General features: G+C 61.3%; 18 protein-coding genes. 6 read left to right on the forward strand and 12 right to left on the reverse strand.

What is annotated here, in order from left to right; translation table 11 throughout:
* Positions 1-9 precede the first annotated feature (9 nt).
* Positions 10-1,965 carry a dynamin family protein gene (locus NZ453_RS00290; RefSeq protein WP_263768248.1) on the forward strand — a complete coding sequence of 652 codons (1,956 nt, stop codon included), beginning with the start codon at positions 10-12 and terminating at the stop codon, positions 1,963-1,965.
* Positions 1,966-2,019: 54 nt separating this feature from the next.
* Here the strand turns inward: NZ453_RS00290 and NZ453_RS00295 are convergent, their stop codons facing one another.
* The 5 genes from NZ453_RS00295 to NZ453_RS00315 form a co-directional block, all read right to left on the reverse strand.
* Positions 2,020-2,280, reverse strand: a complete 261-nt coding sequence (locus NZ453_RS00295) for a YfhL family 4Fe-4S dicluster ferredoxin (RefSeq protein ID WP_263768249.1) — start codon at positions 2,278-2,280, stop codon at positions 2,020-2,022.
* An 18-nt stretch (positions 2,281-2,298) separates the two neighbouring features.
* Positions 2,299-2,799, reverse strand: coding sequence for a pantetheine-phosphate adenylyltransferase (gene coaD, locus NZ453_RS00300; protein WP_263768250.1), 501 nt, complete (start codon positions 2,797-2,799; stop codon positions 2,299-2,301).
* 5 nt (positions 2,800-2,804) lie between these two features.
* Entirely contained in the window at positions 2,805-3,350 is a 546-nt protein-coding gene (gene rsmD, locus NZ453_RS00305; RefSeq protein WP_263768252.1) for a 16S rRNA (guanine(966)-N(2))-methyltransferase RsmD, read from the reverse strand.
* 132 nt (positions 3,351-3,482) lie between these two features.
* Positions 3,483-4,799, reverse strand: a complete 1,317-nt coding sequence (locus tag NZ453_RS00310; protein ID WP_263768253.1) for a M16 family metallopeptidase — start codon at positions 4,797-4,799, stop codon at positions 3,483-3,485.
* 11 nt (positions 4,800-4,810) lie between these two features.
* On the reverse strand, positions 4,811-6,178 hold the full coding sequence (locus tag NZ453_RS00315) for a M16 family metallopeptidase (RefSeq protein ID WP_263768254.1): 1,368 nt from the start codon (positions 6,176-6,178) through the stop codon (positions 4,811-4,813).
* 91 nt (positions 6,179-6,269) lie between these two features.
* Between NZ453_RS00315 and ftsY the strand changes: the two genes are divergently transcribed.
* The 5 genes from ftsY (at position 6,270) to NZ453_RS00340 (ending at position 10,552) form a co-directional block, all read left to right on the forward strand.
* A complete protein-coding gene (ftsY, locus tag NZ453_RS00320; protein ID WP_263768255.1) occupies positions 6,270-7,223 on the forward strand; it encodes a signal recognition particle-docking protein FtsY in 954 nt (317 codons plus the stop codon).
* A gap of 6 nt (positions 7,224-7,229) precedes the next feature.
* Positions 7,230-7,892, forward strand: coding sequence for a cell division ATP-binding protein FtsE (locus NZ453_RS00325; RefSeq protein ID WP_263768256.1), 663 nt, complete (start codon positions 7,230-7,232; stop codon positions 7,890-7,892).
* Positions 7,889-8,788 (forward strand): permease-like cell division protein FtsX, encoded by a 900-nt coding sequence (ftsX, locus tag NZ453_RS00330; RefSeq protein WP_263768257.1) that lies wholly within the window; start codon positions 7,889-7,891, stop codon positions 8,786-8,788. The genes NZ453_RS00325 and ftsX overlap by 4 nt, the downstream gene beginning before the upstream one ends.
* 24 nt (positions 8,789-8,812) lie before the next feature.
* On the forward strand, positions 8,813-9,745 hold the full coding sequence (locus NZ453_RS00335) for a ZIP family metal transporter (protein WP_263768258.1): 933 nt from the start codon (positions 8,813-8,815) through the stop codon (positions 9,743-9,745).
* A 138-nt stretch (positions 9,746-9,883) separates the two neighbouring features.
* The gene (locus NZ453_RS00340; protein ID WP_263768259.1) at positions 9,884-10,552 is read left to right on the forward strand and encodes an HAD-IA family hydrolase; all 669 of its coding nucleotides are present in this window, start codon (positions 9,884-9,886) and stop codon (positions 10,550-10,552) included.
* A 46-nt stretch (positions 10,553-10,598) separates the two neighbouring features.
* On the opposite strand, the gene ugpC is transcribed toward NZ453_RS00340, so the two are convergent.
* The 7 genes from ugpC to NZ453_RS00375 all read right to left on the reverse strand — a co-directional run bounded on the left by ugpC (position 10,599) and on the right by NZ453_RS00375 (position 17,702).
* On the reverse strand, positions 10,599-11,615 hold the full coding sequence (ugpC, locus tag NZ453_RS00345) for a sn-glycerol-3-phosphate ABC transporter ATP-binding protein UgpC (protein ID WP_263768260.1): 1,017 nt from the start codon (positions 11,613-11,615) through the stop codon (positions 10,599-10,601).
* Positions 11,615-12,466, reverse strand: coding sequence for a sn-glycerol-3-phosphate ABC transporter permease UgpE (ugpE, locus tag NZ453_RS00350; protein WP_263768261.1), 852 nt, complete (start codon positions 12,464-12,466; stop codon positions 11,615-11,617). The genes ugpC and ugpE overlap by 1 nt, the downstream gene beginning before the upstream one ends.
* Positions 12,467-12,495: 29 nt before the next feature.
* Positions 12,496-13,377 carry a sn-glycerol-3-phosphate ABC transporter permease UgpA gene (gene ugpA / locus NZ453_RS00355; RefSeq protein ID WP_263768262.1) on the reverse strand — a complete coding sequence of 294 codons (882 nt, stop codon included), beginning with the start codon at positions 13,375-13,377 and terminating at the stop codon, positions 12,496-12,498.
* Positions 13,378-13,392: 15 nt separating this feature from the next.
* Positions 13,393-14,700, reverse strand: coding sequence for a sn-glycerol-3-phosphate ABC transporter substrate-binding protein UgpB (gene ugpB, locus NZ453_RS00360; RefSeq protein ID WP_263768263.1), 1,308 nt, complete (start codon positions 14,698-14,700; stop codon positions 13,393-13,395).
* 676 nt (positions 14,701-15,376) lie between these two features.
* Positions 15,377-16,609, reverse strand: coding sequence for a c-type cytochrome biogenesis protein CcmI (gene ccmI / locus NZ453_RS00365; RefSeq protein WP_263768264.1), 1,233 nt, complete (start codon positions 16,607-16,609; stop codon positions 15,377-15,379).
* Positions 16,606-17,121, reverse strand: a complete 516-nt coding sequence (locus NZ453_RS00370) for a cytochrome c-type biogenesis protein (RefSeq protein WP_263768265.1) — start codon at positions 17,119-17,121, stop codon at positions 16,606-16,608. The genes ccmI and NZ453_RS00370 overlap by 4 nt, the downstream gene beginning before the upstream one ends.
* Positions 17,118-17,702, reverse strand: a complete 585-nt coding sequence (locus tag NZ453_RS00375; protein WP_263768266.1) for a DsbE family thiol:disulfide interchange protein — start codon at positions 17,700-17,702, stop codon at positions 17,118-17,120. The genes NZ453_RS00370 and NZ453_RS00375 overlap by 4 nt, the downstream gene beginning before the upstream one ends.
* Between the last annotated feature and the right edge of the window lies 1 nt (position 17,703).

Consider the following 17,703-nt stretch of genomic DNA (forward strand, 5'->3'; position numbering starts at 1 on the left):
GAGAATGTCATGACACTCGCAAAACAACTCGCCGCGTACAGTGAGTGGCGCACCGAACTCTCTGCCAATCTCGAACTGTTCCGCCGCTGGCTGGGCGACAACGATCTATCCGATGCGCAAACCGATCTGCGTATCGGCCAACTCCTCGACAAACTGCGCGAGGACCGCCTGCATGTCGCGTTCGTTGCCGAGTTTTCCCGTGGCAAGTCCGAGCTGATCAACGCCATCTTCTTCGCGGATTACGGAAGCCGTATCCTCCCTTCGACGGCGGGCCGCACGACGATGTGCCCGACCGAACTCATGTACGACCCGGCCAAGCCGCCGCGCATCGAGTTGCTTCCCATCCGAACTCGGGAGACGAGCGCCGGCATCAGCGAGTACAAACGTTTCCCGGCCGAATGGAACGTAGTGCCGCTCGACACGTCTTCGGCCGAATCAATGCAGGCGGCATTGCGCTCGGTCAGCGAGGTCACGCGTGTGTCACCCGAGGAGGCCGAAAAACTCGGTTTTCCCACCGGCGAGGGCGAAGCGGCAGCGGCTCGCGTCGGCGCTGACGGAACCGTCGAGATTCCGCTCTGGCGCCATGCCATCATCAATTTCCCACACCCGCTGCTGCAACAGGGACTCGTCATTCTTGACACACCGGGCCTGAACGCGATCGGGACCGAGCCCGAACTCACGCTTTCGCTTCTGCCCAACGCACACGCGGTGATCTTCATTCTGGCTGCGGACGCCGGCGTTACTCAGTCCGACTTGTCGATATGGAACGGGCATATCCGTGCGCCGGGCGAACGCAAGAGTGGACGCATTGTCGTTCTCAACAAGATCGACAGCCTGTGGGACGAACTCCGCTCGCAAGACGAGATCGACGAAGAAATCGCCAAGCAAGCGCGAAGCTGCGCGTGGACGCTGGATATTCCGACGGAGCAGGTGTTCCCGATCTCGGCGCAGAAAGGGCTGGTCGCCAAGATCAACGGCGATGAGGCCTTGCTGGCACGCAGCCGCCTGCCCGCGCTTGAATACGCGTTATCCGAAGAACTGATCCCGGCCAAGCAGCAGATCGTTGCCGACAACACCGAGGTCGAGTTTGCCGATATTTACGTGCGTATGCGCCGCCTGCTCGAGTCCAGGCTCGCGGGGCTGCGCGAGCAGCTGGGCGAGCTCAACGAACTGCGAGGCAAGAACAAGGGCGTCGTCGAGTACATGATGGGCAAGATCCGTGTCGAGAAGGACGAGTTCGAGGCGGGGTTGCAACGTTACTACGCCGTGCGCAGCGTTTTCTCGCAACTCACCAACCGGCTGTTCTCACATCTGGGAATCAATGCCCAACGGGCGTTGATCACGGAAACACGCGAAAAAATGGCCGACGCGACGTTTTCGAAGACGCTTTCAGATGCAATGAAGACATTCTTCGCCGCCTCTCGCCAGAACCTGCGTAAATCGGACGCTGACATCACCGAAATTCTGTCGATGATGGAGGCCATCTACAAGAGATTCTCGGTCGAACACGGACTCAAACTCGGGACCCCGACCGGGTTCTCGTTGATGCGCTGTCAGAAGGAAATCGACCGGCTCGAACACTGGTGCGACACGCACCTCAACACGGTATTCCAGTTGGTGACGATAGAGAAGCACAAGGTCACGCAGAAGTTTTTTGAGGAAGTCGCGCTACAGGTCCGCCGCGCCTTCGACCGCGCCAACCAGGACGCGGAAGCCTGGTTGAAAGCGATCATGGCACCGATGGAAACGCAGGTGCGGGAGCATCAGATTCAATTGAAACGGCGACTGGAAAGCATCAAACGCATCCATCAGGCCACCGACACGCTTGAGGATCGGATCAACGAACTGGCACAGGTCGAGGACAGCCTGGTCGCCCAAATCCGCTCGATCGCCAACGTCGGCCTGTCCGTACAGCGCGCACTGCAGAAGCGGATCCACGAAGAGAGTCAGCGCAACGCCGCCTGATCCGCGGGCGGCATCGCGCGAGCAGGCAGGAGGATCCTCTCCTGCCGCGGTTGATCAGCCGGCGCGCTTGTTGCCAGTCAGACGCTCGTACTTCACCCACAGCATTTCGCTGCTTTCGGAATGCGCTGGATCCTTCGCGATGCAGTCGACGGGGCACACCTCGACGCATTGCGGCGTGTCGTAGTGCCCGACGCACTCGGTGCACTTGCCCGGATCGATCTGATAAATCTCGTCGCCTTGCGAGATCGCCTCATTCGGACACTCCGGCTCGCAGACATCGCAGTTGATGCATTCGTCGCTGATATTCAAAGCCATGACTTCTTTTCCTTCAACTCATTGAGATTTGGCGGCGACCTGTTTCCTGAGCCGCTCGCCGACTTCCGGCTGGACGAATTTGCTCACATCGCCGCCGAGAATAGCGATCTCCCGCACCATCGTCGCCGAGATGAACATGTACTGTTCGCTCGGAGTGAGGAACAACGTTTCGACTTCCGGATAGAGATTGCGGTTCATTCCGGCCATCTGAAACTCGTACTCGAAGTCAGACGCCGCGCGCAGCCCCCGCAAGATCACCTTCGCGCCTTTTTCATGGAGAAAGTCCATGAGCAGGCCTTCAAAGCTGCACACTTCGGCCGTCGGATACGGCCGAAGGACCTCCTTCGCCATCTCGACGCGGTCTTCCAACGGAAAGAACGGCCGTTTGGCCAAACTCGCCGCAACGGCGACGATGACGCGGTCGAACAGGTTAACGGCCCGGCGCACAAGGTCTTCGTGTCCGCGCGTCATCGGATCGAAGGTTCCTGCATAGATTGCCAGCCGCTTGTTAAGCGCCATCGCGATCACCGCTTTCGCATCAAATGATAATAAACCTGCCCGGCCCGCCCTTCCCGGACGGTTTGCCATTCACCGCAGCCCTCGAGCGCCTGCTCAGCCTCGACATAGAGTGCAGCCTCTTCGTCGAGCAAGTTGTCCAATAACGGAACAAGGCGTTCGACCCAACCTTTTCGATAAGGCGGATCGAGAAACAGCACGTCGAACGGTCCACCGGCCGAATCCGGCAAGGACGCGAATTTTACAGCATCCGCGCGCACAATCCGCAACCGGTCACCCGCCTGAAGCTGGCTCGCATTCGCTTCGAGTGCGGCCAACACCTTGGGTTCGTTGTCGACCATCACGACTTGGCTGGCGCCACGGGACGCCGCTTCGAAACCGAGGGCGCCGCTACCGGCGAACAGATCAAGGCATTTGAGTCCGCGCAAGTCCTGGCCCAACCAGTTGAACAGGGTTTCGCGCACCCGATCTGGCGTCGGCCGCAGGCCGATCGAGTCCGGAAAACGGAGGACACGGCGGCGCCATTCGCCACCGATAATACGCACGGAATTCATCGCCGCTGTTCGGATTGGGAGGCTGTCAAGATTACGGGAAAGCGACGACAAAAGGAACGACGGGGAGAGCATTGATCCCATGCTCCGCCCCGCTATGGGGCCAGTTTCACTAAGCCAGCCGCCCAGTATCTCCTATCGTGGTTCCGGACCGACCACCACGGTTGCCATGCTCTCAAGTTTGACGTGGCGGGAAAAAGCGGCCTTGACGTCGTCCACCGTTACCTTGCGCACGTTATCGGCGTAAGTGTCGAGATAGTCGAGCGGAAGCCCGTAGAAGCCGATGACCGCAACGTGATCGAGAATCTTGCGGTTGCTGTCGAGACGCAAGGGGAAACTGCCGATAATGTTCTGCTTCGCCGCCTGCAGCTCGGCTTCGGTCGGTCCCTCGGCAAGGAAACCTGCAAGAACCTCGCGCGTCAGTTTGAGCGCTTCTTCAGCTTGTTCCTTTCTTGTCTGCAATCCAATCTGGAAGGGCCCCGGCATGGCGAGCGGCTGGAAGTAGCTGTAAACACTGTAGGCATAGCCGCGCTTGTCGCGGACTTCCTTCATCAATCGGGAAACGAAACCTCCCCCGCCCAGCGAATAATTGCCGACAACCAAGGGAAAGAGGTCAGGATCGCCGCGCTTGAGCGCCGGGAGCCCAACGAGAACGTGCGCCTGCGCCGCCGGATGGGCTACGCGCCGTTCAGCGCTCGCCGAGGGTGTGGAGGGCAGTGCCAATGCAGCCCCCCCTGCATCGACAGGCAACGCGGCGGTCAGATCCTGAGCCAACGCTTCTGCTTGCGCACGCGACAGGTCTCCGACGATAGCCACGGAAGCGCGCCGCGCCGTGTAATAGCGCCTATGGAAATCGATCAGGTCCGAACGCTGGAGTCCATTCACCGACTCCGGCGTGGCTCGACCGCCATACGGATGCGCCGGGTACATGGCTTCCCAAAACGCTCGTGAGGCTATGGTGTCGGGCCGAGTGAGCGCCTCCTTCAGGCCAGCGACTGCCCGCGCTTTTTCACGCCCCAACACATCTTGCGGGAACTGTGGGGTGGTCAGCACGGCGCGCAGGAGCGCGAAAGCCGGCTCGCGTTTGTCGGCCTGCGACAACGTACGCAGCGTGAGCGACGCACGATCGAGATCGGTATCGCCGGAAAGCAGCGCGCCAAGGTCGGCTAGCCGGCTCGCCAGCAGCGTTTCGTCCATGCCGGCGACACCGAGATCGAGCAAGGTATGCGTGAGTGACGCGAGGCCTTGCTTGCCCGCCGGGTCGTAGGCGCTGCCGGCCGCAAAGTCGATCTCGACATCGATGATCGGCAGATCGTGATTCTCGACGAAGTACACGCGAGCACCGGACGGAGCCATCCAATGGTCAATGCGCGGCCCGGCGAAGGCGGCTTGCGCAAGCAACCCCAGACACAGCAGGAAACCGAAGCGAAACCAGGAGATTAACGGATTCATGAACAAACCTCTCAATGCCGCCCGACCGGCGCGCTGCGTGGCCGCGGCGTGGCCGGCAGAGGCTGGGGATCGAGCTCGGCCACCGTGAGGCCATCGTCGTTGAAATATTTGCTGGCAACCGCCTGCACCTGCTCGGCGGTCACCGCTTGCAGTTTCTCAATGAGACGACCGTGCAAGCGATACGAGATGCCCACCGCTTCGAGCTGACCGATTTCCATGGCTTGCGCGAACATCGAGTCGAGCTTGTACGTTTCGCTCGCGACGAGCTGGACCCGCGCACGCTGTAGTTCCTCCTCGCTGACGCTGTCCCGGGCGATACGCGCGATTTCCGCCCGGAAACCGGCCTCGAGGTCGGCCGTGGTTTTGCCGGCGCTCGGCGAACCCTGCATATAGAACAACCCCGGCCCGCGCGAGGTCGGGCTGTACCCGGCACCCGCCGAAACAGCCAGCCGCTCTTCCCGGATCAGACGGCGAGTAAAGCGCGCCGCGTCGTGACCATCTAGAACGGCCGAGAGCATTTCCAGCGCGTACGGATCAACGTCGTTGTCCACGTCGCGTACCACGGGGACCTTGTAGGCCATCAGGACCACCGGCAACTCGGCCGGCGCCTTCACGACGAGCCGGCGGATGCCGACTTGCTCCGGCTCGTTCTGCGGGCGACGCACCGGAAGCGGACGTGCCGCAAGGGGCCCAAAGTACTTGTCCGCCAGGCGAAACGCCTCGTCGTGGTCGACGTCGCCGACGATTACGACGTAAGCATTGTTCGGCACATACCAACGCTCATACCAGTCGCGCGCATCCTGTGCGGTCATGTTTTTCAGATCGTCCATCCAGCCGATCACCGGCACGCGGTATGGATTCGCCTGGAAGGCGACCGCGCCGAGCTGCTCGAAAAGCAGCGCTTGCGGCTGGTCCTCGGTGCGCAACCGGCGCTCTTCCATGACCACCTTGATTTCCTGTTCGAACTCGGCGGGCGAAAGTGTCAAATGACGCATCCGATCCGCTTCGAGCTGCATCATCTGCTCGAGCTTTTCTTTGGGAACCTGTTGAAAATAGGCGGTGTAGTCCTTGTTGGTGAAAGCATTGTCGCGCCCGCCGGCTTCCGCCACCAGGCGGCTGAACTCTCCGGCACCGATACTCGGTGTGCCCTTGAACATCATGTGTTCCAGCACATGCGCGACGCCAGTCGTGCCGTTCGTTTCGTCGACACTGCCTGCCCGGTACCACACCATATTAGCGACGGTCGGCGCGCGCCGGTCTTCCTTGACGATGATGCGCAAGCCGTTTGGAAGGAGATGTTCGAAGGGATTGGCCAAAGCCAGGCCGGGCACAAACAATGCTAGGAGGAACGAGAACAGGACACGGTGGCGTTTAGGCATAGGCGGCTTCTGATAGAATCTGTCGAGTAGGTCACTCGCGACGGCATCTTACCATCGCACATTCCCCATCCCCCAAAGACAAGTAACTGTCATGTTTGGTTTCCTTAAGAAAACCGGGCCGACCCCGGCCAGCGTCGAGCCGTCGTGGCGCGATCGCCTCAAAGCCGGCCTGGCGCGTACTCGGGCGCAATTCACGGGGACTTTGAAGTCGATCTTCTCGCGCGGCAAGGTCGATGAAGAACTTCTCGAAGAACTCGAAGCGTTGCTGCTTACGAGCGATGTAGGCATGGAAGCGACGCAGCACCTCCTAGACGATCTGAAAGCCCGAGCCAAACGCGACCGGATCGAAACGCCCGAAGGTATCCAGGAAGCTTTGGCGGCCTCGATGTACGACCTTCTGCTGCCACTTGAGCAGCCGCTAAACATCTCGTCGCATCGTCCCTTCGTCATCATGATCGCCGGCGTCAACGGTGCAGGAAAGACGACGTCCATAGGCAAGCTTGCCAAACATTTCCAGTCGCAAGGACTGTCCGTCCTACTGGCCGCCGGAGACACCTTCCGCGCCGCAGCGCGCGAGCAACTGCAAACGTGGGGGGAGCGAAACAACGTCACCGTGATTTCGCAACAATCAGGCGACCCGGCCGCTGTCATTTTCGATGCGATCTCGGCCGCCAAGGCACGCGGAATCGATATCGTGCTGGCTGACACCGCCGGCCGCCTGCCGACGCAGTTGCACCTCATGGAGGAAATTGCCAAGGTGCGGCGCGTGATTCAGAAGGCTGACCCCACGGGCCCCCACGAGACGCTGCTCGTGCTCGACGCCAATTTCGGGCAGAACGCGCTGCAGCAGGTGAAAGCCTTCGACAAGTCGATTGGCATAACCGGTCTGGTCGTTACCAAGCTGGATGGTTCGGCCAAGGGCGGAGTAATCGCGGCCATCGCCCGGCAGTGTCCAAAACCGATCCGTTTTATCGGCGTCGGCGAGGGCATCGACGATTTGCGGCCCTTCAACGCCAGTGATTTTGTGGACGCGCTCTTCGACTGATTGCCGATGATTTCCGCTAGTGCCGTAACCAAACGCTACCCCGAAGGGCGCGAGGCGCTCAAAGGGGTGAGCTTCGAGATTTCCGCCGGCGAGATGGTTTTTGTCACGGGGCATTCGGGCGCCGGAAAGTCGACGTTGTTCCGCCTCCTTGCCGCCATTGAACGTCCCACGTCGGGCACCATCACGGTTAACGGACAGAACATTGCCGCCCTACGGCGCAGCGCCATCCCGTACCTCCGACGCAATTTTGGCCTCGTCTTCCAGGATCAGAAACTCCTGTTCGATCGCAACGTACTCGAAAACGTCATGCTGCCCCTCGCGATCGTCGGCCTGCCAGCCAAGGAAGCGCGTCGGCGCGCCCGCGCGGCGCTCGACAAAGTGGGTCTGCTCGACCGCGAGAAGGCACATCCCGTGGCGCTATCGGGTGGCGAACAGCAGCGGCTGGCCATCGCACGCGCCGTGGTCAACCGCCCGACCATCCTGCTCGCCGACGAGCCAACAGCCAATCTCGATGCGGAATCGGCGGCGGCGATCCTCGACATCTTCCTCGCTTTCCATCAGGTCGGCGTAACGCTGGTCATCGCGACACACGACCCCTTATGGATGGCGCGCAGTTCGCCGCGGATGCTCGAACTTGAACACGGCCGACTCGTCGGAGGCGCGGCATGAGAACTTGGCTCGCACAGCATTTCGCCGCTATCCGAGGTGCCACGCGTCGCTTGGTCGCTTCGCCGCTCGGCACGCTGCTTTCATTGATGGTGATCGGCATTGCCCTGGCGCTTCCCTGCGCTGGCTGGGTCGTGCTCGACAACATGAGCGCCATTGCCGGCAGCACGTCGGGCATCCAGCAAATCAGCGTGTTCATGACCTTGGACGCCGGCCGAAAGGACGTCTCCGAGATCGAATCGCGTCTGCGTCAAGCCAGCGCCGGGGAGTGGCGTTTCGTTTCGCGCGACGAGGCGCTCAAGCGGCTGCAGTCGTCGGAGGGCATGAGCGAGATCGTCGCCAGTCTGCCGAGGAATCCGTTGCCCGATGCCTTCGTCGTCGAGCCCGACGACACGCATCCCAAGGCACTGGAGCGGCTGGCCAAAACGTTCGCCGAATGGCCGAAGGTGGCGCATGTGCAGCTCGACTCTGCCTGGGTCAAACGCTTCGATGCCTTTCTGCGCATCGGCAAGCTGGCGGTCGTCATGCTCGCCGCGCTGTTCGCTACGGCACTCGTCTCAGTTACGTTCAACACGATCCGCCTACAGATCCTCGCGCACGCCGCGGAGATCGAAGTCTCTAAGCTGATCGGCGCCACCAACGCCTTCATCCGGCGCCCCTTCCAGTATTACGGCGCGCTGCAGGGCGCTCTGGGCGGCCTCTTCGCCGCGCTGCTTGTCGTCGGCAGCGGCTGGTTGCTGGCCGAACCGGTCGGCGAACTGATCACCTTGTATGGCGGCTCCTATGCCGTGCGCGGCCTGTCGACTACCGGCGTTGGCGTGCTCGCCGCCGCGGGAGCCGCACTCGGCTGGGTGGGAGCGCAACTCTCGGTCAGCATTCACTTACGGCGCATCGGCTAGCGCCAGCAACACTGGAGACCCGCCATGGAAGCCTACCCAGTGACATCGTGGAAACGCTGGCCCGTCATTCTCCGGGATTACGCAACCACGCACCCGGCGACCACCCTCGGGTTTGGCATCGGCTTGCTCGGCGTCATTATTCTTTTAGGCCAAAGCCTGCTCCAGATTGTGGTTGGCGAAGCTCCGCTCGGCGTACGCAACGCGCTCATCGGCGGAACGGCGGGTTTTGCCGCCACCGCCCTCGGCGCCGTTCCCGCGTTGGCCTTGCGCGGGATTCCGCAGAAACTCGAAGACAGCCTGCTCGGCATGGCGGCCGGCATGATGCTCGCCGCCAGCGCCTTCTCCCTGATCCTGCCGGGCATTGAGGCCGGTACAGGAATTACGGGCAGCAAGACGCTGGGGGCTGTCGTTGTCGCGGTCGGCATGGGCATCGGCGTTTTGTTGATGCTCGGCCTCGAAGGCTTCACTCCCCACGTGCATGAAGGCACGGGTCCGATCGGACCGGGCACAGAACGCTACAGCCGCGTGTGGCTCTTCGTCTTCGCGGTCGCACTGCACAACTTGCCGGAAGGCATGGCTATCGGCGTTGGCTTCGCCGAAAACGATCTTTCGGTCGGCATTCCCCTGACAACCGCCATTGCGCTACAGGACATGCCCGAAGGGCTGGCGGTGGCCTTGGCGTTGCGCACGGCGGGGTTCAGTTCATTCAAGGCCGTCCTCGCCGGCGCGGCAAGTGGTTTGCTGGAACCCTTCGGTGCCCTGCTCGGCGTCGGTCTCTCCAGCGGGCTAGCGCTCGCTTATCCGACCGGCCTGGGACTCGCCGCCGGCGCAATGATCTTCGTAGTGTCGCACGAGGTGATCCCGGAGACGCACCGCAACGGCCACCAGACGCCGGCGACGCTCGGCCTGATGGCGGGATTCGCTCTCATGATGCTGCTCGATACGACGCTCGGTTGAATCGATGAATCAGCCTCTTCTCCTGATCGGCTGCTTTTTCCAACAGTCGTTTTCTAGCTTGCCGTTTCCGTCTCAACTCCCGCTTCAATTTCCGTCTCTGTTCTCTCCTCATACTGCCCACCTGCGGCACCGAATCTCATGCGCCTGACACCCGGAACCCTAATCACCACCCGAGCCATCTTGTTCGACATGGACGGCACGCTCGTCGATTCAACCACGGCCGTCGAGCGCATATGGGGCCGCTGGGCGCGCAACAACGGCGTTCCGTTCGAGTCATTCGTGCATCGCATGCACGGACGACGGGCGATCGACACCATGCGCGAGGTCGCTCCGCCGGGAGTCGATCCCGAACTTGCCGTGCAACAGATTGACGAAGAGGAACTCGTGGAGACAGACGGCATCGTGGCCATTCCCGGAGCAACCGAACTGATCGCCGCGCTGCCGAAGGACAGTTGGGCGCTCGTAACCTCGGCCCGGCCGGCATTAGCCCGCGCCCGCATGACGGCTGCCGGGCTGCCGATGCCGGATATCGTCGTCGCATCTACGGACATCACGCAGGGCAAACCACATCCCGAGTGTTATGCGTGCGCGCTGGACAAGATGGGCCTCTCGGCGGGGCAGGCAATTGCCTTTGAAGACGCCTCCGCCGGCGTGGCTTCGGCAAGCGCCGCAGGTTGCCGGACGATCGCGCTGGCGACGAATGCTTCGTGGGACCACTTGCCCGAGCAGGAGTGGCTCCCGGATCTCTCGTACATCACACTCGAAGACGTACAGGCAGACGGCACCCTGCACCTACGCGTCCGCTGACCTTCGGCTCAGCGAACGCTACGCTGCTTCCTTCTGTGCATCCGCTCTACTTGCGCTTGCCCGTCGCGGCGTCGAAGTAGTGCAGCCGGTCGGCCCGCGGCGTGACGTGGATCGTGCTGCCCAACGTTGGAACCGGGACGTTCTCCTCGCAACGGATCGTCATCAACTCGTCGCCGCTGCCGTGTGCCCAACGCCCGTAAACAAGCCGTTCAGCGCCTAGTGTCTCGATTGCGTCGACCACGAGCGCCCAACCGTCAGCCGTAATGTCGAGATGTTCCGGCCGAATGCCGACGATGGTTCCCGCGTCAGCCCCCGGCGCATTCTTCAGGAGGTTCATCGGTGGGGAACCGATGAAAGTGGCAACGAAGGTCGTCGCCGGACGGGCATAGACTTCTTCCGGAGTCCCGAACTGCTCCATGACGCCGTCGTTCATAACGATCATGCGTTGAGCAAGCGTCATCGCCTCGACTTGATCGTGCGTCACGAAAAGCGAGGTAATACCGAGTTCGCGGTGCAGCTTCTGGATTTCCAGCCGCGTATGCGCACGCAGCTTGGCGTCGAGGTTCGAGAGCGGCTCGTCGAACAGGAACACTTGCGGCTGGCGAACGATCGCGCGGCCCATGGCGACGCGTTGGCGCTGGCCGCCGGAGAGCTGGCGCGGCTTGCGTTCAAGAAACTGACCCAGTTGGAGAATCGCTGCCGCCTTGTCCACACGCGCGCGGATCTCGGCCGCCGGCACCTTGGCGATCTTGAGACCGTACGCCATGTTGTCGAACACGCTCATGTGCGGGTAGAGCGCGTAGTTCTGAAATACCATGGCGATGTCGCGCTCGGAGGGTTCCAGGTCGTTGACCACGCGGTTGCCGATGATGATCTGGCCTTCGCTGATTTCTTCCAGACCGGCGACCATGCGCAGCAGAGTCGATTTTCCGCAGCCCGACGGGCCGACGACAACGACGAATTCACCATCGCCGATCTCGGCACTCAAGCCGTGGATGACCTGGTTGACCGACTTGCCATTGCCGTAGCGCTTGACGACGTTCTTCAGGGATATTGAGGCCATTATTTTTCGGTATCCACCAAACCTTTGACGAACCACTTCTGCATGAGAATCACGACCAGCGCTGGCGGAACCATCGCCAACATGGCCGTGGCCATGACGATGTTCCACTGCATCTCGGAATCGCCGCCGGAGATCATGCGCTTGATGCCAATGACAACCGGGTACATGTTCTCATTGGTCGTCACCAGCAGCGGCCACAGATACTGATTCCAGCCGTAAATGAACTGGATCACGAACAGCGCGGCGATCGACGTCGCCGAAAGCGGCAACAGGACGTCCTTGAAAAAGCGGATCGGCCCGGCGCCGTCCATACGGGCGGCTTCCAACAGCTCCTCGGGAACGGTGAGGAAAAACTGCCGGAACAGGAAAGTTGCAGTGGCCGAGGCGATCAGCGGAATCGTCAGGCCGGCGTAGGTGTCGAGCATGCCGAGGTCGGCAACGACTTTGTAGGTCGGACCGATCCGGACCTCCACCGGCAACATCAGGGTGATGAAGATCATCCAGAAGAAGAACATTCGATACGGGAAGCGGAAATACACGATGGCGAACGCCGATAGCAGCGAAATCGCGATCTTTCCGAGCGAAATGATGAGCGCCGAAATCAGGCTCACCACCATCATGCGTCCGACCGGTGTCTTCGCTCCAGCCCCACCCCCCGTACCGGTCAGGGCCGCCGTGTAATTTTCGACGAGTTGATCGCCGGGAAGGAGCGGCATCGGCGTTTGCACGATGGCCTGCGAAGTCTGCGTCGACGCAACGAACGTGAGGTAGAGCGGAAAGGCGACGACAATGACGCCGAGAATCAAGACGAGATGCGTGAACGCGGTGAGCAAGGGACGCCGTTCAACCATGCTCGTACTCCGCTAACGATGGCGCCATATCAGTAATTCACTTTCTTTTCGACGAAGCGGAACTGGATGACGGTGAGCGCGACGACGATCACCATGAGGATGACCGACTGCGCCGCCGATCCGCCGAGGTCCATCGCCTTGAAGCCGTCGTAGTACACCTTGTACACGAGGATGACCGTGTCCTTCCCAGGGCCACCCTGCGTCGCGGAGTCGATGATCGCGAAGGTGTCGAAGAAGGCGTAGACGATGTTGATGACCAACAGGAAAAAGGTCGTCGGCGAAAGCATCGGAAAGACGATGGTCCAGAAGCGGCGCCAAGGGCGCGCGCCATCGATCGCCGCGGCCTCGATCAGCGATTTCGGAATACTCTGCAAGCCGGCGAGGAAAAACAGAAAGTTGTACGAAATCTGCTTCCAAACGGCGGCCATGACGACGAGCGTCATCGCGTGGTTGCCATTGAGCAGGTGATTCCATTCGAATCCCAACTTGCGCAGAGTGTACGAGACGACGCCCACGCTCGGTGCGAACATGAACAGCCAAAGCACGCCGGCAACGGCCGGCGCGACGGCGTACGGCCAGATGAGAAGCGTGCGGTACGCGAGCGCGCCCTTGACGACGCGATCGGCAAATACGGCAAGGAGGAGAGACAAGGTCAGACCAACGACGGCCACCGACACCGAGAACACCGCCGTCGTGTAGAACGACGCTAGGTAGGTGGCGTCGTTCCATAGATTGACGAAATTCTCGAACCCCACCCACTCGACCGACGTACCGAATGCATCCGACTGTTGCAGCGACTGTACGAGCGCCTGCGCGGCGGGCCAGAAGAAAAACAGCGTAATGACCACCACCTGGGGCGCGATCAGTGCCCAAGGTAGCCAACTCGATCGGAAGACGACGCGTTTTTCCACTGGCCGGGCTCCCGCTTAGTTCTTGCTATTTGCTTTCTCGAAGCGCTCGATCAGCTCATTGCCGCGGCTGACGATGGCGTCGAGGGCCTCCTTCGCGGTCTTCTTGCCGGCCCAGACCTGCTCGAGTTCTTCATCCTCAATGGTGCGGATCTGCACGTAGTTGCCGAGGCGAATACCGCGCGACTTGTCGGTCGTCTTGCGGATCATTTGCGTCGGCGCGACGTCCGTACCCGGATTCTCCTTGTAGTACCCGGATTTCTCGGTCAGTTCAAACGCCGCCATCGTGATCGGCAGGTAACCGGTCCGCTTGTGGCTTTCGGATTGCACTTCGGGGCTGGACACGTAGTTGAAGAACTCGGCGACGCCCTTGTACTCTTCAGGCTTCTTGCCTGCCATGACCCACAAGCTCGCACCGCCGATCACGGTATTCTGTGGGGCACCGGGGACGTCCGGATAGTAAGGGAGCGTGGAGAGCCCAAAGTCGAACTTGGCGTTCTTCTTCGCGTTGCCGTAGAAGCCGGACGAGGTGGTGATCATCGCGCATTCACCGGAGATGAACGTCGGTTCCGGCACGCTCGTGCGGCCCTTGTAGACGAACAAACCTTGCTTGGCCATGTTCGCCAGATTTTCGATGTGACGAACATGCAACGGCGAGTTCACCTTCATCCGCGCGTCGAGACCGCCGAAGCCGTTGTTCTTCGACGCGAACTCGACGTTATGCCACGCGGAGAAGCTTTCCAGTTGCGTCCAGCTCTGCCAGGCAATGGTGAGCGGGCATTGGTGGCCGCTGGCCTTCAGCTTGGCCGCCGCCTGTGCTACTTCGATCCATGTCTTGGGTGGCGCGTTGGGATCGAGGCCCGCCGCCTTGAAGGCGTCCTTGTTGTAGTAGAAAACGGTCGTCGAACTGTTGAACGGGAAGCTCAGCATCTGCCCGTTGGCGCCGGTGTAGTAGCCGGCGACGGCCGGAATATAGGCGTTCGGATCGAACTTTACGCCGGCGTTCTTCATCACTTCACCGACCGGAACGATCGCTTTGCGGCTAGCCATCATGGTCGCCGTACCGACCTCGAACACTTGCAGGATGTGCGGCGCGTTGCCGGAGCGGAACGCGGCCATTGCCGCCGTCAGGGACTCGTCATACACACCCTTGAAGGTCGGAATGACCTTGTACTTCGTCTGGCTGGCGTTGAAGCCCTTGGCCAGGTCGTTGACCCACTCGCCATTGACGGCGGTCATCGAGTGCCAGAAGTGGATTTCGGTCTGGGCGTGCGCGGAGAGGGAAGCGAGTGATGCAAACAATACGGCAGAAAATTTCAGTCTCATGTGAACTCCTTTATCGATGCGGTTACTCGCGCGCAAACGCCTATGGCCGCTGTTGGATGAACGAAGACGTGAAGGTAATTCCGGTGCCTGATACTGTTCCCTGGTACTGATCCCTTGTTATGTTTCCTTGTTCTGTAACATTGGTGTCCGGATGGTGGCCGTTAGCCAGACAGGCTGTCAAGCGACCAGGGCAGCCACAGGGCGCCGGTCCGGACACGCGTAGTAACCAACAGGGGCACACGGAACATCGTCGAAGGCGGCAAGCAGGAACGCGGCGGACTCTACGCAGCCCGTATTACCGGACCGTTACAGTTCAGACCGCCTCTTCGCCCGCTGGCAGAGACTGCAATGACGATGTTTCCTTGCCTACGAACCGATCTTTATTTGTTTCGTATTCGACCGGAGATGTTTTCGTATGCAAACATGACCCTTGAAGCGACACTATTATGGCGGTTTTTTCTTGTCAAGCGAAAACGGCACGTTCCGTTACGAACGTGTGGTAAGGATGGTCCGGCAGCATTTCCGGAAAGAGCGCTGAAGACGCTCGCTGCTTCCCAGGCGCCCCGAAACGATGGGCAGCGAGAAGACACAAAGCGATCAACCGATCGCCTCGCTCTCCGCGCTGCGCGAGATTGGCGTTTCAGAGCCGAAAAACTCAGTCGACAAAAACGCCGCGTCAGGGACGAACCTGGTCGATCGTCACCCGCACGCCGCCGGTACCGATTCCTACGCCTTTCACGACACCAAAGAGATCCCCGCTCGCGCTTTGTGCTTGTCCGGATTTGGCCACCCGTGCCTCGATGGTCACCGACTTGAAGCCGGAGATTTTTCCGCCGCCGGGCAGGGCTTGCGTATCGTCCAAGGTGAATTTCAACGGCAGGTCGGCCACCCGTCCGCGCATTACGGCAAGCGGCATCCGCGAACCGTCGTCGGGCCGCGCGAACACGAAAAGCACATCGTCGGGCTGAGCTTTGGCAGCGATGGCGCCGGCGAGCATGACTTCTCCGCTGATCGCTTCCGGACGCACCGCCTTCTGCACTTCCGGCGTTGCCGACATGGCTCCCGGCGCATCTCCCCGTGCCGCCAAGTCGCGCGCCTTATCCACCGCCGCCTGCAGCGAACGCGCCTCGTCCGATCCCGGCTCGAGCTGTGGCAGCAAGCGGCCCCAATAGTCGATGACGGCTTTGAAATCGTTGCGTTCGGTCGCCGCGGCACCGGCGAGGAAGAGCGCCTGAGGCTCGCCCGGGTCGAGTTTGAGTGCGCGGATTACCAGTTCTTCGGGCTTGCCCGCCATGGCGCCACCGTTAGCCCGTGCGAGCATCTCGGCGTAATCGGCAAGCAGCGCCGGCTCGTTCTCGACCACGGCGCTGGCGTGTGTGTAGGCGTCAGCCGCCTCTGCATACCGGCCGAGCGCCTTATACGAACGGGCGAGCATGATCCACCCCTTACTGTCGTCAGGATTGGCTTTCAGGCGCGCCGCGAGCCCGTCGACCATCTGCGCAATCTGCTCGGCGGCGACATGGGGCCTTGATGCGTCGGGATCGAAAGCCTGCGGCGTGCCGAGCAATGCATAACCGGCGAGCGCGGCCAAGGGGATGGCGAAGAGGAGCACGAACGCCGTGCGCCGCCCCCCGCTCTTCTCGACGACATCGCCTGTCGCTCGGTTTTCCTCCAGCAATCGACGCTGCAATTCGTCCCGCGCTTCGCGGAAGTCGGCGTCAGCCAGCGCGCCTGCCGCGCGTTCGCGTTCGAGTTCCCGTAACTGATCGCGAAAAATGCCAACGTTCAGTTGCTGCGCCCCAACTCCCGCCGTTTGGGCCGGCGCGCGCAAGAGCGGGCGCAAAAGGATGAACAATACGACGGCCAGGAGCAGCCCCGCGCCGAGCAGAAAACCGGCGGCCGTACTCATTGCTGTTCGCCCTCCATATTCAGCAACCGCTCGGCTTCACCCTGTTCCTCGAGGGACAATGGAGCAGCCACCACCTGCCTGTTCCGGCGCCGCAAATAAGCGACTAGGGCCGCTAATCCGCCGAGCAGCAGCACTACCGGCCCAAACCAGAGAAGAATTGTCGTCAGCTTGAGCGGCGGCCGATACAACACGAAATCGCCGTATCGGCTGACCATGAAGTCGAGAATTTCCCGATCGCTGCGTCCCTGCCCGATCATCGTCCGGATTTCGCGGCGCAAGTCGTTAGCAAGTTCCGCATGCGACCCGGCCAGCGACTCGTTCTGGCAGACCAGGCAACGCAGTTCGGAGGCGATGGCCACCAACCGCTTTTCGACGGCCTCGTCGGCAGCGAGCGGTGCGGCCTCCTTGGCGCGCGCCGGAGCGAAAACGGCCAGGCTCGCCATCACGGCAAAAAGCGCCAACCACCAGGAGTATCGATCGGCGCGCGACGACCACCAGACGAATGGGGTCATTTGTTGAGCTCCGCGATGAGCGGCAGGATCTTGCCCGAGAAAACGTCCGGTGTGATCGGTCCGGTGTGCTTCATCCGAATCAAGCCGGACTTGTCGATGACATATGTTTCGGGTACGCCATAGACGCCGTAGTCGATGCCAACGCGACCGTTGAGGTCAAGCGCGGAAAGCGCATACGGGTTGCCGTGTTCACGCAGCCAGGCGTTGGCGCGCTGCAAGGCAAGCCGTCGCTCGCCCTCCTCGCCCAGTTTGTCGGCATCGATCGCGCCGTCCCCGCTCACCTCCTTGTAGTTGAGGCCAATCAAGGTAATCGCGGGATTCTTCGCCATCTCGACGAGAACCGGGTGTTCCTGGCGGCACGACACGCACCAGCTCGCCCACACGTTGAGCAACCACACTTTGCCGCGCATTTCCTGCGGCGAAAAACTCTTTTCCGGGGCATCGACGCGGGCCAGCGTGAACACGGGGGCCGGTTTGCCGACCAGCGGCGAAGGCACGTCGCGGGGATTGAGCCCCAGCCCAACCGCAAGCAGGATAACCAAGGCAACAAAGCCAACTAGAGGCCAAAGGAAACGGTTCATG

This window comes from Propionivibrio soli (genome assembly GCF_025770765.1).
GTDB classification, from domain to species: Bacteria; Pseudomonadota; Gammaproteobacteria; order Burkholderiales; family Rhodocyclaceae; genus Propionivibrio; species Propionivibrio soli.